This window comes from Niabella yanshanensis, from assembly GCF_034424215.1.
Taxonomy (GTDB): Bacteria; Bacteroidota; Bacteroidia; order Chitinophagales; family Chitinophagaceae; genus Niabella; species Niabella yanshanensis.
In genome coordinates this window covers 300,751-316,868 of sequence record NZ_CP139960.1, presented here as the reverse complement: position 1 = coordinate 316,868, position 16,118 = coordinate 300,751, and the positions used below count along the sequence as shown (strand labels likewise).

Here is a 16,118-nt window from a genome sequence, read left to right as displayed (position 1 = left end):
AATAATCTGTTTAGTAATTAAACGTCTTTCTTTGATGTTACTTTATCACAAAGCCTCCGCCAGACTGCATTTCAACTTCCAGCTCGCCGTTTTTCTTCACCGTTACCTCTTTTAAAAAAGTTACTTTTTCCTTATCGTCGTTATACATGCTCACTTTTTTTCCCGCAAACATGGGTAATTGAATTTTTATTTTAACCGGCTCTTTTTGCCCGTTTACGCCGGCTACATACCATTGACTATTGTTTCTTCTTGCAATAACGGCATACTTACCCGGGTATCCGTCTATATACAGGGTTTCATTCCAGGTAGTGGGAACTGTTTTCATGAAATCTATTTCAAAGGCCGGCACATCCGTAAGATTATTGGGTGTTAAGCCAAACATCTGAACCGGGTTCTGGAACAGTACCGCTGTTGCCAGCTGAAAAGCATCGGTAGTTAAGCGCTTATTACGTCCTTCATTGCTCTTTACCAGGTACTTGTTCAGTAAGCTACCTCCAAACTCCATGCTGGCAACCGTGTTACGTATAAAAGGATGTAAGGAGGCATTATAAGCTTCTGCTTCGCGCACACCCTGTGAAAAGATCAGCATTTCAGAAGCTACTACTGCTTCTGCTCCTACAAAATTAGGATACATTCTTTCCCAGCCACGAGGCAAGGTAGCGCCATGGAAAATGATCATCAGCCCGTAATCGTTGGCGTCTGATAATATATCTTCATAAAGGCGCATGGTTTCCTGCTTGTCGCCACCCAGAAAGTCTACTTTCAAACCTTTCACTCCTGCTTCTTTTAACCATTTCATTTCGTGCTTGCGGGCAATAGAGGTATTCATTTTGTTTTTAGGCCCTTGAGGTGCATCATTGAAAGATCCGTTAGAGTTGTACCATAGAAAAACATCTACCTTTTTCGAGTTGGCATATTTTATCAGTTCCTTCATACGCTCTTTGCCGATATTGGCATCCCAGAAAGCATCCATCAAAATATACTCATAGCCAAGCGAAGCAGCCAGGTCTATGTATTTTACCTGGTCATCATAGTTCATACTGGCATCCTGCCAAACAATCCAGCTCCAGGTTGACTTACCCATTTTATATGGCTGAGAGGGTTCATACAGGGGGTCGACCAAATCGTAAGGAATCGTAGTTTCTACGATAGGTTTCAGGTTACTGCCTACGGTAATCGTTCTCCAGGGCGTTACGCCTGGCAAACTTATTGCTGCACCCGTGCTGCCAAAACCATTATTTTGTTTTATATTAGGATAGAGAATGCTATATAAACCGTCTTTAGTACCATCGCTCAAATGAGCAGCACAATACAAACTGCTCACACCTGTTTCTGAGAGTAACACCCAACCATCTGACCCAATACGAAACAAGCCCGGAAACACATACCCGTCGTTATTGCGTGTGGGTTTCCCCAACGGCCCGTCTGCCTCGTATCCACTCTCATAACTGGGCGCTGTACGCGCAAACCCGGTCATAGACCCCATCATAGCAGAAAGAAAAGTAGTCGTTTGCGCAGGGAACTTGTAGCCCGTAGTTTCCAATTCTATTACACAGCTCTGGCGGTCTTTCCAAACCGGCAACTCGTACCTGAAGGCGATATCATTATTGCTCACCTGGAAAACGATATTTACTTTTTGCTGCTTGGCGTTTTCAACTGAATAGGTGAGTTTGTTGGACTGATACTGTATTTCCGACCTTTTAATACGATCCTGAGTATAACTCTTGTTCACCACACCCTCCTCTTTACTTAGGTATTTAACACCTGTTGCAAAATCGCCTTCGTTGGTTCTAAATCCCAGCGGCGAGTTCTCCAGCATCACTTTCCCTTTGTAGCTTACAGCATACTCAGCCCTGCCATTATTTACGGATACCTTTACGCTTAACTGTTTATCAGGGCTTACTACTATGGCATCCTGAGCCCTGCTACTTGCTGCCAAAAGCACACTCAACGCAGCGAATAAGATTGAAAATTTCATTTATTGATCTTTATAATTAGATACTAAAAAGCGGTTCATCAATTTTGATTCAGTAATTGTATCAGAAGATAGCGTGTCCGCCATTTTCAGGCGCGCTGCTTCTTTGATAGTGGCTACGGTAAAATATCATTACCCGATGTGGCATATAAACCAATTAGGGCGCCGGTAAAACCACCTGCTACATTGGTAGAGAGAATATCGCCTGATACGGCGTCGCCTACAGTCTGGAAATTAGTGCCGTTTGTGGAATAGCTAAAAGTGTACTCATCCTGCCGGGATGCAGCTATCTTTAACTGAATCGGTTTCTTTACATCAATTTTAGTGCTGGCTATGATCGTGGAAGGTACAACACTACCCGGCCGTGGAGGACCTGCCTGTCTTTCCCTCGCATTTTTGGCGAGTAACAGGTAATAGTCGTTATCCTTTTTTGTAACTCCGAATACATAGTTAAATGCCTCGCCCTGGTAGCAAACAATACCTGCTAAGTCTTTCTCCGATTTAGGTACATAGTTCATGGTCACCGCCGCCTCAAAACTGGAATGCTGTTGCCGGTGAAATAACGCCGAAACCGGTGCTACCGCTTTGATATTTGCCTCAAAGGGTTTAATAGTTATGCCACCCTTAGGAGACGTAGTAATAAATTCTTCACGGGGGCCTCTCATCGCGATCCACCTGTAATCGAGGTTAGCTGCAGTAAAGTTATCGGTGAAGGTAAAATTACCCGAAGGAAAAAAACCGTTGGTACCGGTTTGGTTGGTTACGCCCTGAGGCAGTTTTAATTTGGGTTTCAATGGAACTAATCCATTTTCATAAACGGGGAAAGTACCCGACCAGTCAACGGGGATAATAAATGTTTCCCTGCCCGTGTTTACCCGGTTTTTAGCATTAGGGCGAATACCTAAAAATACCGCATAATGCTTTCCATCTTTCCCTTCAACCATATCCGCATGTCCGGCCCAGTCGATCTTATCTTTCCGGTCAGCCGGGAAATATCTTTGTGTAAGAATAGGGTTATTTAATGCCGGCTTAAAAGGTCCTTTAGGACTATCACTGATAAAAATAACCTCACTATGGTTATCTCCCGTACCCCCTTCGGCACACATCAGGTAGTATTTACCGTTCTTTTTATACATGTGAGGTGCCTCAATCCAAATAGGTTTTTGTGATAGATCCACACCACCATCTACCAATACCACATCAGTACCAGGGATCACCTCATCTTTCTCCAGATCGTACTCCCATTGGCGAATAATTCTATGCCCGTTATATAAGATCTTCGAGCGGTCTGCATGCTCATCATTATGAACCACATATGCTTTGCCGTCGTCATCAAAAAATATAGAAGGATCTATACCCGGGAAGTTTAGCTTCTTAACTTCGCCCCATCCTTTAAAAGGATCTTTGGTTTTAACAACCATATTGCCGATACCACTTGCAATCTGGGTGGTTATCATGTAAAAGGTTTCGTTATTCTTATTATACTTTATAGAAGGTGCATAAATACCAGCTGAGATACCCGATTTTTCTACCTTTAACTGAGAGGGCCTGTCCAGTACGTGGCCGATCTGCTTCCAGTTTACCAAATCAGTTGAATGAAAAATAGGAACACCGGGAAACATAGAAAACGAAGAGGCTACCAGGAAATAATCATCTCCTCTTCTAACAATGCTGGGATCGGGATAGCACCCCTGTAGAATCGGATTATAGAATTCATCTTCCTTTAAAGGATTGTTGGCATACACTTCGTCATTCCCGGTATAAGAGAACCGGGTAAAAACAGGCACATTCGTACCCGCTGCTACGGTGGATGCCTTTTTCTTCTTTTGCGCCGTTGCGTCAAAAGAAACCATCAGCAGAACCGCCATTGCCGCCGATAGTAATTGAGAAAAACCAAACTTTATCATAATACGTTATTTAATACTTTAAAAAATTTACCAGATATTATTTTGCATGAATGATCTGGTATTTGCCGCTTAAATGCATGAGGCAAAACAAATAGAGCAACCCGTCATAATAGGCGTCGTAGTAGCCATCATCGAAAGGCTCCAGCTTCGCATTCCATAATTTATGAACGAAATCGAGACTGTTTTTGTCAGGGTTCATCAATGAAGCTGATGCGGCTGTAGCGATCAGCCCTATGGAGTGTCGTAGTTTCTTTACAGGGCCTGCCTGCAAAATAAATTCAGGCCGGCTACCGTCTAACTCAAACTGGTCGTCGAAACTATTGATGCCCTTTGATCTTAGAAAATGCTGAAACCGCTGTGCGTAGCCACGCTGCCACGCCCGGTCTTTGCCATACCAAACATAATCCATTGCAATATTCATAGGTACCCTCCACGAATCATATCGAAATGCCGCAGGCATCCATCTTGTAGAATGAGGCGCCCCGCTAAACTCTGCATAATCGGGATTCAACGCGGTTACCGGATGAGTAGTACGTTTAAAGAAAGCGCGTGATGTATCGGCGCAGGCTTTATAAAATGCTTCATGACCATCTTTTGCATACTGCGCCCACACTTCATAGAAGGCAGGCAGGTGATACGACGGATCTGTCCAATTATAGTTATTACCCTCCGGAACAAAACTGATCTGTTTATGTTCGGTATTGATCAGGTTATAGATGTTACCGGTTCCATCTTTTTTCCACATTTCATCTAAGACGAAACGGGCTTCTTTATAATAGTCGATACCTGTATTATTTCCCCATTTATTAGATGCAAACAATAAGGCGGTAATAAAATAAAATTCACCATCTGAAGCAGAGCCGGGGGAATTAGGCTTATTCGTTTTCGGATTGATGCTCCAGGCAAAATAGCCTTTACGCGGTCCGTCCTGGTGCTGGGAATACTTTTTTGACCATCTCCATATCTTGTCAAATACTTCTTTTTTATTGAGTTGAACTGCCACCATCATTCCGTAAGACAAACCTTCGGTGCGGGCATCCCGGTTCTTTACATCTGATACATACGCCAGAGAGTCTTCCACTTCAAAATAAATACCTTTGGGACTTTCGAAAAGATCGCTGTAAGCTTTCGCTACTTTGGCATCAATATCTTTTTGCCGGTAGCCTGCTTCTTTAAAAAGATTGCGGTATTTGCCGGTTACAATAGCTGCATCTTTTGCAGGCTTGTTGCCGGTTTGTGACCACAGCATAACCGGTGACCCGAGGGCAGTCCATAGTAAGATGTTAAAAACTTTTTTCATATTAAAAATGATGCGCGGTTTATCTATTTGGTAAATAAATTCAGATCAATTGCCTCACCCATTTTTTTATACCCGGCCTGGTTGGGATGTAACATATCGCCATCGTGCAAATCAGGATTTATTTTTTTGATATCGCCAGCATTGCGCATGATCTTATCAAAATCGATTACTGCATCAAATTTATCCGTAGTCCGGATCCACTCATTGACAGTATCCCGCGCCTGCTGGCGGAAAGGCGTATCGTAGAAAGACTCCCCGAACGGCAAAATAGTACAGCCATACACTTTTATTCCCCTCGCATGGGCTTTGTCTGCCATCAGGCTGTAGGCCTCAATCAGCTCCCTTGCTACTCTGGGAGCGCTCTCCGTGTTTCTGATGCCGCCAATATCATTAATACCTTCTAATATCAACAACCACTTTACGCTACTTTGCGAGAGTATATCCCTGTCGAACCGGTTGAGCGCCGTAGGCCCTAATCCCCCGCGCAGCACACAGTTACCACCAATGCCCAGGTTCAGCACGCCGATATTTTTTGTATCTTTATTAGTTAATAGCTGCTGCGACAAAATATCCGTCCACCGGTTTTGTTTGTTCGTTCCCGAACCCCGCCCATCCGTTATCGAATTTCCCAAAGCCGCTATTGCAAATGCTCCCGCTCCGGCCATCACTTCTATACTATTGATCACATACCAGTGATCGGTTGCAACAGCGCCTGCAAAATCAGCAGACCCAATTTGGTTACCGGCAAGTAGATAAGAAGTGGTTCTTGAACCAGGATGGCCCGTGGTGCCAGGCGATGTGTCGCCAAAATAAATCGTGATCGCCAGTGTTGATCCGGGGGCAAGGGTAAAGTCCAACGGATCTGAATACCCTTCACCGGAAGGGGGCATTGTTACCGCTTCGGCTCCATTAAATTTAAGAATCTGCTGCGTGGATGGATCAATCAAACTTCCTTCTTTTGCAACAGCTACAGCAACCGTTTTCATAGTAACCGGTTCTTTACTAAAAGCATTAGAAAAACGAAGCCGTAGCTTTTCCCCGCCCATAGAAACCCGTACGATCTGCCTGATGGTATTATGTGCAAGTCCTGGCTCAGGGGGCATATTATTGGGTTCTACCAATTGAGGAGCTGTTGCCCAGGTGCCTACCCATTTGCCCGTGTCTACGTTTTTACGTGTATGGTGTTGACGGCTGCTGCCACATGAGCCCAACAGGCCGCCTACCATCAACATTACAACAGCGATTAATATTTTCCTTGTACGTTCAATCATTTAATAACCGGTAATTTATTCAACTGTAATTTTTTTGCCCATTAATGCCAGCATGGTAGCAGCGTATCGCCTGCCCAGCTTTCGATATCCGGCAGCGCTGAAATGCAGCCTGTCTCTAACACCCTCACAGCCTACAGAAGAAATAACATGAGCGTTAGGTATAACCTGTGGCAAAGTAGAGATGATCTTGTTCATACTGGCACAGGCCCCATTCTGATCCTCAGATACCAAATGACCAGCCAGCAGAGGCACTGAATTGGCTTTAAGATCCAGATCCTTTAACAGATTATCATAAACATCTTTTACCTTCCTGGTCCACAGCGTGTCGCCGGTATTGGACTCGCCCTGGTGTAATAAAATCCCTTTAATAACTCCCGACTTCTGGGCGATGCGCGCAATATCTACCAGCCGTTGATAAGGATCGCCATTGTAAGCTTTCACGGTATTCTTTAGCCAATCGGGTGAACCGTCCACATACGACTTAAAATTGTTCTTATCGAACAACTCTATCTTACAGCCCCCAACAGAAACATTAATGACGCCTACGGTAACATTTTTGGGTAAATGCTCCAGCATCGTTCTTCCAAAGTAATCAGCCGGCGTGAGCCCGGTGTTGCAACGTGCCAGCGGCGGTAAAGCCGTATACCAATTACCCTGTTGCCTGCCCCGATTATCGCAATCTACAGCAGCTAATACCTTGAACCTTTCGCTAACGCCGGCGCTGTCCCCGGCTTGTGGCCTGGCATGCCCTTCCATATTCGATTGTCCGAGGCATAAATAGATATGAAAGTTTTTATCCTGGGCAATAAGACTATTTACGATCAGGCACGTTTTTAAAATAAATATCCATTTCATTTCGTGTTGATTTTTATCACTTGTTTTAATACATGAGCACAGCAGGTATAGCCATCCATTAGGGTTCAACCCTACTTTTTAAATAATAACGGAGCGAATTCATACAAACTTCTTCTCCAGGAATGCCACTCATGGCCAGTTTCGGGCGATACATAAGAGACACCTTTGATACCTATTTTATTCCACGCTTCGGCTGCTGCCGGAATACGGGCCGCACCGGCCTCTTTGCCGCCGAAACTCATAAACACCAGCTTCCCGTTCTTTTTAAATGCATTGATATCTGAGATTTCGGATGGCACGAAAGTGCCGCTGCTGAACATGCCAACATAAGCAAACTTTTCAGGGTTGGCCATCACCAGTGAACGCGTTTGCATGCCACCCATCGAAAGGCCGGCCATTGCACGGTTTTCAGGACTGGCTATAACTCTATAATTAGCTTCTATATACGGTATCAGGTCGTTGAACAAAACCTTCTCAAATTCAGCGGCAAAATTCATTCCACCACCCGGAGTGCGTGCGTTAGCCGGTGCGCCCTGCGCAGGCGGCGTCTGGCCCTGTGCCGGAGCAGCCGGGCGACGCATTCCGCCCAGATTTACGCTGCTGTTTTCCATTACAATAATAAATGGGTTGGCCTTGCCTTCGGCTATCAGGTTATCCATAATTAATCCTGCATAGCCCTGGCCGCCCCATCCCGTTTCGTTCTCTCCCATGCCATGCTGCAGGTATAACACGGGGTATTTTTTTGCCGTTTCTTTTTCATATCCCGGGGGCGTATAAATATAAACCGGGCGCATACGGTTAGACGATTTCGAGAAGTAATAGCTTTTACGGAGATCGCCGTGCGGCACATTCTTGAGTGCAAAGAAAGCCGAATCGGCAGCAGGTATTTCGATGCCACTCCCCCAGCGACTGGCTCCGTAATAGTAAAAGCTTCCGGGGTCAGGAACCGAAGCCCCATCTACATTTAGTTGATAGTAGTGAAACCCAACATCCTGTGGAGCCGATTCTCCGGTCCATATTCCTGCCGTGTCTTTTTTAAGGTCGTATTTCTTACCGCCGATATCCAGCTGCACCAGGTTGGCCTGCGGAGCCGCAATGCTAACGCGAACGGCGCCCTGGCTATTCACTTTAGGAAACTGCTTGCCCTGTTGTGTGGTTGATGACACTTTAAAATCATCAATATCGGATTGCGCATTCACAACACTACCTGCCAATGCGGCTACCATTAAAAGTGGAAAATATTTATTACTCACTTGTGGGTTTTTATATTTATATAAGACAATCGTAGTCTGCTGATGTTATTTTGTAAACAACAGGGGCGCCAGTTCCTTTAAGCTTCTACGCCATGTTTGAAATTCGTGGGCAGTATTGGGAGATACATAGGAAACACTATTGAAGCCTGCTGCCTTCAATTCATCCGCAGCCTTCTTCACTCCTTCAGGGTTCTCTTTACTGCCGCAACTTAAAAAGATCAATTTTACTTTTGATTTATCTTTTATATCAGCAGGCGCATAGGTTCCACCGCTCAATAAGGCGTAGTGAGAAAATACATTGGGGTTAGCCAGGGTAACCATTTTGGTTTCCATGCCTCCCATAGATAAGCCCGCCATCGCCCTGTGGGGCTGGTCGGCCTTCGTACGGAAATGGGCATCTATATATGGGATCAACTCTTTCACCAATACCGTCTCAAATGAATCGATTTTAAAATCCCTGATCCGGCCCCATTTAATTTCATTGGTCATACCATAGGTCATCACAATGATAAAGGGCTTTATTTTTCCCTCTGCGATCAGGTTATCCATGATCAGATGAGCCAGGCCCTGGTTCGTCCAGGCAGTTTCATCTTCTCCCCAGCCGTGCTGCAGGTATAAAACAGGATAACGGCTGTTCAGATCTTTGCTGTAACCCGGGGGTGTATAAACATAAGCCCGGCGGGATGTTTGCGTGCTTTTCGAAGGAAAAAGAATTTGCGAAACCTGACCATGTGGCACATCTTTCAAAGCGTAAAAATCCTGGTCATGAGCCGGTATTTCAATTCCACTCTCCCAGCGTGTTGATCCAAAAAAGTTCAATGCTCCGGGATCATTAAACCTGCCACCATTTACGGTAAGATTATAATAGTGAAACCCTTCATCCATGGGGCCTTCGGTAGTTCCGCTAAAAAATCCGTCAGTGCCTTTTGTCAACACAGTGCCCCCCCTTCCACCTAATCCTAAACTCACTTTAACACTGTCGGCTGCTGGAGCGTGTACCCTGAAACGTGCATAGCCCTGCGAATTTACCTGAGGGTAGGCCTGTCCGGGTTGATTAAAGCGGGAGGGCTTAAAATCCTCTGTTATTGACTGAGCCATTAACAAGCCACTGGAAAAAGTGGCTGCTAAAAGCAGGGATGTCATTTTCTTATTCATAATGGCCTGTTTTATTTATTTAAAAAGCAATGATGCAAACTGATTGAGGCACCGGCGCCAGGTTAACCATTCATGCGCGGTTCCTTCTGATACATAATATTGATATCTCACGCCGGTCTGATCCAGCATATTTCTGAAAGCGCCGATCGAAGCCGGAAATGGCGCCGGCTCCTTGGTTCCGGCACCTAACCAAAGCAACTTCAATTGCCTGTTCAATGATGGCGCATCTTTAAACGCTCCGTTCATGAAGGTGGGTACGTCAATCGGATCCGATTTAGGATAATTAGCGGTGCCGCTGAAAGCGCCCAAATAGCTGAATTGATCCAGATTTTTCATAACAATCTGCATGGCTTGATTAGCGCCCATTGATAACCCCGCCATAGCCCGGTGGCTTCTATCAGCCAATGTCCTGTAATCCTTATCGATCATTGGGATCACCTCATTAATCAATACCTGCTCAAAGGGAAAGGGCCCTGTGGGAGTTGGGTTAAACGGCTTGTTATCGCCCGATAGTGTTGCGTAGCCATTATCCATTACAACAATCATCGGTACTGCCTTCTTTCCAGCTATCAGGTTGTCGAGGATGAGGTTGGCTTTTCCCTGAACCGGCCAACCTGTCTCATTCTCTCCGCTGCCATGCTGGAGGTATAATACCGGATACCTTTGGGCAGTATTATTATCGTATCCGGCAGGCGTATAGATGAAGCAACGGCGCCATGTATTGGTAAGTTTTGAAAAGTAAAGCTGTTCCCTGAGTTGCCCGTGGGGTACCTGCCTGAGCTCATAAAAAGCCCTGTCCTGTGCCGGTACCTCTATCGCACTGCCCCAACGACTGGCACCATAAAAATAGAGGCTACCCGGATCGGGCACTGATGCGCCGTCGATGCTTAACTGGTAATAGTGAAACCCTTCATCCTGGGGCCCAGAATCGCCGGTCCAGAAACCATCTGCGTTTCTTTTTAAATCGTACTTCTTCCCTCCAATATCCAGTTGTACCGATTGAGCTGCAGGTGCCAGAACACCGGCACGAACACGTCCTTCGCTGTTTACCTGCGGGTATTTCCGGCCGCTCTGTGTCGTTTCAGAGGGCTTGAAATCTTCCGTTATCATCTGAGAAAAGCAAGCTCCCCCATAAGTCATAGCCAGGCACCCTAATGCTATCAGTCTAATATTTTTCATCGCGATTCTCTTATTACGAAAACAGCTTATAATAATTGTTCGTACTCCTATTGCTGCGGTCTGCCGCCAAAATTGTTGGTATTAACAGCCGGTTCTACGGACATTTTCCTGTATTCCGCGAAACTGGCAGGGTTAACCGGTTTAAATAATAATTGGGCATACATATACAGGCCGTTCTTCCAGTGCTTGAAATCGTGGTTACCGGGCTCAATAAAGTAAATATGAGGCACACCTTTTTCTTCAAAGTAATCGTGTGTACGCTTGCTGAAGCCCAGCAAACCATCGCTGGCGCCACAGGAAATAAATAACAGTTTCAATTGTTTTTTTGCCTTTTCAGGATCTGGTAACAATTCAGCCGCAGGTTTTGTGTTAGGGGCCGAAGAAAAACCGCCCACCCAAGCGAACTGATCGAGGTTGCCTAAGCCGAAGTTCAGCGACTGGCCACCGCCCATAGATAAACCAGCGATAGCACGGCTTTCCCTGTTTGCTATAGCAGGATAATTCTTTTCGATGAAGGGTATCAGATCATCAATCAGGTCCCTTTCAAACGTAGCAAATGCCTGCACTTTTGCCGGCTCCATCATGTTGCCGCCGGCCCGGTCATCTTTCATAGCTCTGCCGTTGGGCATTACCACGATCATGGGCACTGTTTTTCCGTCAGCGATCAGATTATCCAATATCACTTGTGGAGTACCTCCGTTCAGCCACTCCAACTCATCGCCCCCAATCCCATGCAGCAGGTACAATACCGGGTACCTCTTTTCTTTTGAAAAACCAGGAGGGGTATAAATGGTTACCTTTCTGTCAACACCTACTGTTTTGGACGGGTAAGTAATGGTTTCAACTTTGCCCTTAGCTACTGACGGACGCACCACGTCGAATCCCGGAGCAGCGGGCTGCACCGCATTCTGAGCGAATGAACAGGTTGCCACAGCAGCCAGACATATAGAAATGAATATTTTTTTCATTATATTATTTTTTAAAATGTTAATCTGTTAAAGAGATAATTTGAATGAGGCAATGCTTTCCGGAGAAATACGCACCCTCACAGATTTTTTGTCACTGCTGAGATTATTTTCCAGCGAAGCCATATTTTTTAAGGATGTTGTTTCAACCGCTGTAACGGTGTTAATGGCAGCCGGTACAACAATATCGATAATCTTCGCAGATGTGCTTCTATTGATCAGCACCAGGGTTATATCGTTGGTACCTTCGTATGCGGTCACCAGAAAGCTGGGCTGACCTGTGGCGTATTGTGCCGACGCTATATTGACGCCGGAACTTGCTTCTATCCTGGTGCGCCCGGTTGCATATTTCGCGTAATGAGCTATGATATAACCGCGTTTCGTGATCTCTCCATTGGAAGCCATATACCAGCCGGCGGGGTTATTCGCATCTTTATCCTCACCCAGGAATCCATAATATCTTTTAAGATACCAGTACACATAAGCATTGAAATTATTATTCATGCAATCATGCAACTCTTCGGCCAGTGTGGTTTTCAGGGAAGGAAGCCACTCCCAGTCGTATTTCCAGGCAAAGGGCCAGTTTTTGGATTCGCTGTTAGCCGGTGCTTTATCATACTCCTCATTAAACAAATGTTCTGTTACCCATACTTCTTTATTATGCTGTCTGGCAAGTGGATAGTTAGATACCATGGTTCTGAAATTAAAGCCATACAAATGTGTGGCAACGATATCAAAATTATTCGATGCCTGGGGATCGTTGAGTAAAAGATCCGTATAGTCTTTTCGGAACTGAACGGTTTCGCTGGACATTAATTTGGCGCCGACCGAACGCCCATGCCCTTTCACAAAATCACGCATTTGCTCGGGGCTGTAAGAGCACCCGTCATAGGAAACTTTATAGTCCGGTTCGTTCTGAACAGAGACGGCCTCTATTTCTATTCCTTCCGCTTTATAAAAATCAACGTAAGATTTTATGTGCGCTGCAAAAGCAGCGTAGTTCTGCGGCAACAGGTATTCTCCGTTTTGATTGCCGTTGGTATTGGAAGATTTTAACTGTGTGGGCGGCGTCCAGGGGGAGGCAAACAAAATCGCCCCGTGTTGCCGGACTCTTTTGGCAACAGCAACCTCCCTGCTCCAGCCGGATACGTTCGGATACAGCATCAACCGTCCGATATTTAAACCCAGGCCATCCGGCCCGTATAATTTGTCGATGTCCTGAAGAGATAATTGCGTGTTACCCGTCCAGGTCGGATTGATCATTCCGCCGAACCCTGTAACCTTCTGAAACTTTACCGATGGATTGATGGTGATCTTATCACTTGCGGAAAGGGGCAACTGCGTCAATATCATTTTTTCTTCCTTGCCGGTAGCCATATCCTTGATGACAATTTCCTGCTGACGAGGCTGTTCACCCAAATGGGGCTTTAAACGCACGTAGAGGTTACCGGCTATTGCCTGATCGGCCCCGGAACCTCCGCTATTACGGGAAAAACCTGTAATAAAACCATCCGCCCCGGTTGTAATAGCCCAGCTGGTGCCCGACCAACGAATGCCAATGCTGATACTGTCCTGATCTGCCTTTGCGTTAGCCGCATTCGTAACAAAGGACGCATAAGACTTTTCCGCAGTCTTATCCTCTACCCGTGAAGTTTCTTTAGTGCAAGAAAGGATTGTTACTATGCTGAAAAAAGCCATCAATATAGCCGGAGCAAACAATGCGCTGGAAGCAGACTTTGGCTTTTTTCTTTTTTCATACTTCTTCATAAAGAAATTTTAAGGAGCTTTTACCTGATCCACGATTCGGATGAACCAACAACACTCCGGCAGCAATATCCATCAAAATATAATTATCAAAAAGACAATTATAATGCTAAAATAAAGAAATCAATTGATAAAAAATGATATCGATTGCATTATTTTTTTTGGTTCGTTTAAACGAGTATATAACCTCAATTTCTAATATCAGTAAGGGTTTTGCAGGTCAGCCCTGCTTTTTGATTTTACAATTTGCAAATGCCGGCGCCGGTGCAAAAGTGACAAAATACAATCGTTTTCATTGAGATTACAGGAAGTCGGATACGTCACACATTTTATGTTACTTAACTTCGAAATGACCAGTTTTAATTACAGGCAATCCTTTAGAAGAAATCCCCTGCACAATAATCGCATATCGTCCCTTTAGATCTGAAGTGTAGAAAGCAACTTTTGAGCTTACTCCACCCTTTAAATTTATATCTGGCTGCCACTGAAGCAGATTCCTAAAGTCGGGAAGGTTGGCTTCCGAATGGCTTAGGGTGCTGTATATTGGTGAATAAAATTTTCTATGCAACAGAAGCCCCTCATAATCTACCTTAGTCTCTCCCGATTCCACAGGATGTTTAGCCACCACAGGGTCATAGCTCTTCCAACTCAGAATTGCGTCGAACACCTCACTCCCGAGAACATATCGTTTAGCGACTAGATCCAGACTTCTAATTGTTAATGGATCAACTTCAAAAAATTTAGAAAAATCCGACACAGGAACACCATCCAATAAGTTCAATGGTGGGTTGGCAAGCATCTGTTTTTGTTCAGGATTGATCACCTGAAGCGAAACCTCATCCCGTCTACGCCTCACGTTTACTAAAGAAACATATTCTCGCAATACTTCTTCAACCGTTCTAAAGCGCGTGTAGTTGTCTAATTGATAGTTGAAATCAGCCTTTCCAAAAAAAGCACTCGAGTCAGCAAAAGGAGGGAGATAAAACTGATACAAACTATCATTATAATAAACACTTTGTACCTGTGCATTTATACTCTGCTTCAATATAGTATTAGGATAATTAACCGGTCGCTGTAAATGCGGAAGAAAACTGTCGGCGAAAACATCCGCGAAAGGATTGTTAATTTTGATGGTGGTACCATTCGTTTTAGATTTGGCTACCACAGACTGGTTACCGTAAAAATTAGCGAATTCTGCCTTTATTCTTCCTAAAGAATCGGACAAAGCCGGCTTAAAAATAGTTATAAATGAAGGAGCGGAAATAAAAGTTTTTGCGCCGCTTACCGGGCTCCCACTCATACTATCTATGACTGTGGCGGTCAAAATATGCCCACGTAATTCAGGCAGGTATTCCGGCTCGAAATTATTGCTAATAACCTTATCCCAGTCAAATCGGCGCCAACCATGCGTTAACAATAATAATTCTACGTCGTTTGTTGCACTATTTTTCCCACCAGAAAAATATTGGTCTATATCCGGAATGTACCCTTTGAGCTCCGACCCCAGCCACAAATAATTATATATATTTTGTTTGGGTACACTTTGTAACGAATCAAGTTTAAAAACAGACATCGACAGTGCAGCCGCATCATTAAGGAGTCCATTATCTTTAGCTTCCATTGACACTTCTACAAGTTCGCGCTTACCGAAAGTTGGTTGATTGGTTTTTAATTCCAGCTCTAACTTTACCTCAGGATGCTTAAAAATGATACGTTCACATACGGGGGTCAACTTTTCGTCAAACAGGGTTATGACAGATACACCATCAGATAGTTCCGATTTGTTAAAAGTGAAACCAAATTTCCCCTGGTTTACAGTGATATCTGCACCAAAAGTCAGATGGCCCCTTGAGTGAACAAGTAAATGATACAACCGATCAGCAGTATTATTTTCGCCTTTCAAAATAAACTTGTCGTTTTCATCGGAAAGCTGAATAGCCGTGCCTTTGTCATGAATTGGAGGCAGCTTGAAGGTCCTGTGTTGTTCACTGTTGGAACCAGCATGTACCGTATAGGATCGACCTTGCGCAGGAGTAAACGTAAACTTTCCCAGCCCATCTTTATTCGGCAACAATTTGGCCACAGTATCCTTCCCATCAGTAAGATACCCGATAAAATCCATGCTTCCAGTATATGAAAGCAACTTGTAGGCAACGTTATTCAGAACCCCTGCAACTATATGGCCTCCCTCGGGGAAAAATGCCAGGGATGGTTTGTTCGCCACACTGTCAGCATTAGCTAACCGGGGCAGGTTGTTCATGTTTATAATAGTAATCTGTTTTTCGAAAAAGGAAACTGGCCCTGAATTTTGCATCCACCTGGTGTAAGCTCTTAATAAAAAGTTACCGGAGGCAATAATCTGCGGCAAATTAATATATCCTGTCCCCATTGCATTACTCATCGCAATTTTCACTTGTTGTACAGGCTTGTTATCCTTATCCAGCAACTCCGCATAAACGACCTTACTAAAATCCAGAGGTCTGTTCAACTCGTC

Annotated in this window: 11 protein-coding genes; all 11 read right to left on the bottom strand. The window is 44.7% G+C overall.

Annotation, left to right across the window (positions count from 1 at the left end; all coding sequences use genetic code 11):
- Positions 1 to 37: 37 nt before the first annotated feature.
- The 11 genes from U0035_RS01085 to U0035_RS01035 all read right to left on the bottom strand — a co-directional run bounded on the left by U0035_RS01085 (position 38) and on the right by U0035_RS01035 (position 16,112).
- Complete coding sequence (locus U0035_RS01085) at positions 38 to 1,978, bottom strand: glycoside hydrolase family 97 protein (protein WP_114792662.1); 1,941 nt, start codon at positions 1,976 to 1,978, stop codon at positions 38 to 40.
- Between the two features lie 113 nt (positions 1,979 to 2,091).
- Positions 2,092 to 3,882 carry a glycoside hydrolase family 43 protein gene (locus U0035_RS01080; RefSeq protein ID WP_211316529.1) on the bottom strand — a complete coding sequence of 597 codons (1,791 nt, stop codon included), beginning with the start codon at positions 3,880 to 3,882 and terminating at the stop codon, positions 2,092 to 2,094.
- Positions 3,883 to 3,919: 37 nt separating this feature from the next.
- On the bottom strand, positions 3,920 to 5,182 hold the full coding sequence (locus tag U0035_RS01075) for a family 8 glycosyl hydrolase (protein ID WP_114792661.1): 1,263 nt from the start codon (positions 5,180 to 5,182) through the stop codon (positions 3,920 to 3,922).
- 23 nt (positions 5,183 to 5,205) lie between these two features.
- Positions 5,206 to 6,453, bottom strand: coding sequence for an SGNH/GDSL hydrolase family protein (locus U0035_RS01070; RefSeq protein WP_114792660.1), 1,248 nt, complete (start codon positions 6,451 to 6,453; stop codon positions 5,206 to 5,208).
- 15 nt (positions 6,454 to 6,468) lie between these two features.
- A complete protein-coding gene (locus tag U0035_RS01065; RefSeq protein WP_114792753.1) occupies positions 6,469 to 7,308 on the bottom strand; it encodes a sialate O-acetylesterase in 840 nt (279 codons plus the stop codon).
- Positions 7,309 to 7,379: 71 nt separating this feature from the next.
- Positions 7,380 to 8,561 (bottom strand): alpha/beta hydrolase, encoded by a 1,182-nt coding sequence (locus tag U0035_RS01060; protein ID WP_245957817.1) that lies wholly within the window; start codon positions 8,559 to 8,561, stop codon positions 7,380 to 7,382.
- Positions 8,562 to 8,606: 45 nt separating this feature from the next.
- Positions 8,607 to 9,716: an alpha/beta hydrolase-fold protein gene (locus U0035_RS01055; RefSeq protein WP_114792658.1), complete on the bottom strand. Its 1,110-nt coding sequence runs from the start codon at positions 9,714 to 9,716 to the stop codon at positions 8,607 to 8,609.
- 15 nt (positions 9,717 to 9,731) lie between these two features.
- Entirely contained in the window at positions 9,732 to 10,895 is a 1,164-nt protein-coding gene (locus U0035_RS01050) for an alpha/beta hydrolase-fold protein (protein WP_114792657.1), read from the bottom strand.
- Between the two features lie 47 nt (positions 10,896 to 10,942).
- Positions 10,943 to 11,863 (bottom strand): alpha/beta hydrolase, encoded by a 921-nt coding sequence (locus U0035_RS01045; RefSeq protein WP_114792656.1) that lies wholly within the window; start codon positions 11,861 to 11,863, stop codon positions 10,943 to 10,945.
- Between the two features lie 27 nt (positions 11,864 to 11,890).
- A complete protein-coding gene (locus U0035_RS01040) occupies positions 11,891 to 13,627 on the bottom strand; it encodes a glycoside hydrolase (protein ID WP_114792655.1) in 1,737 nt (578 codons plus the stop codon).
- Positions 13,628 to 13,958: 331 nt separating this feature from the next.
- Positions 13,959 to 16,112, bottom strand: coding sequence for a hypothetical protein (locus U0035_RS01035; protein ID WP_162817988.1), 2,154 nt, complete (start codon positions 16,110 to 16,112; stop codon positions 13,959 to 13,961).
- Positions 16,113 to 16,118: the final 6 nt, after the last annotated feature.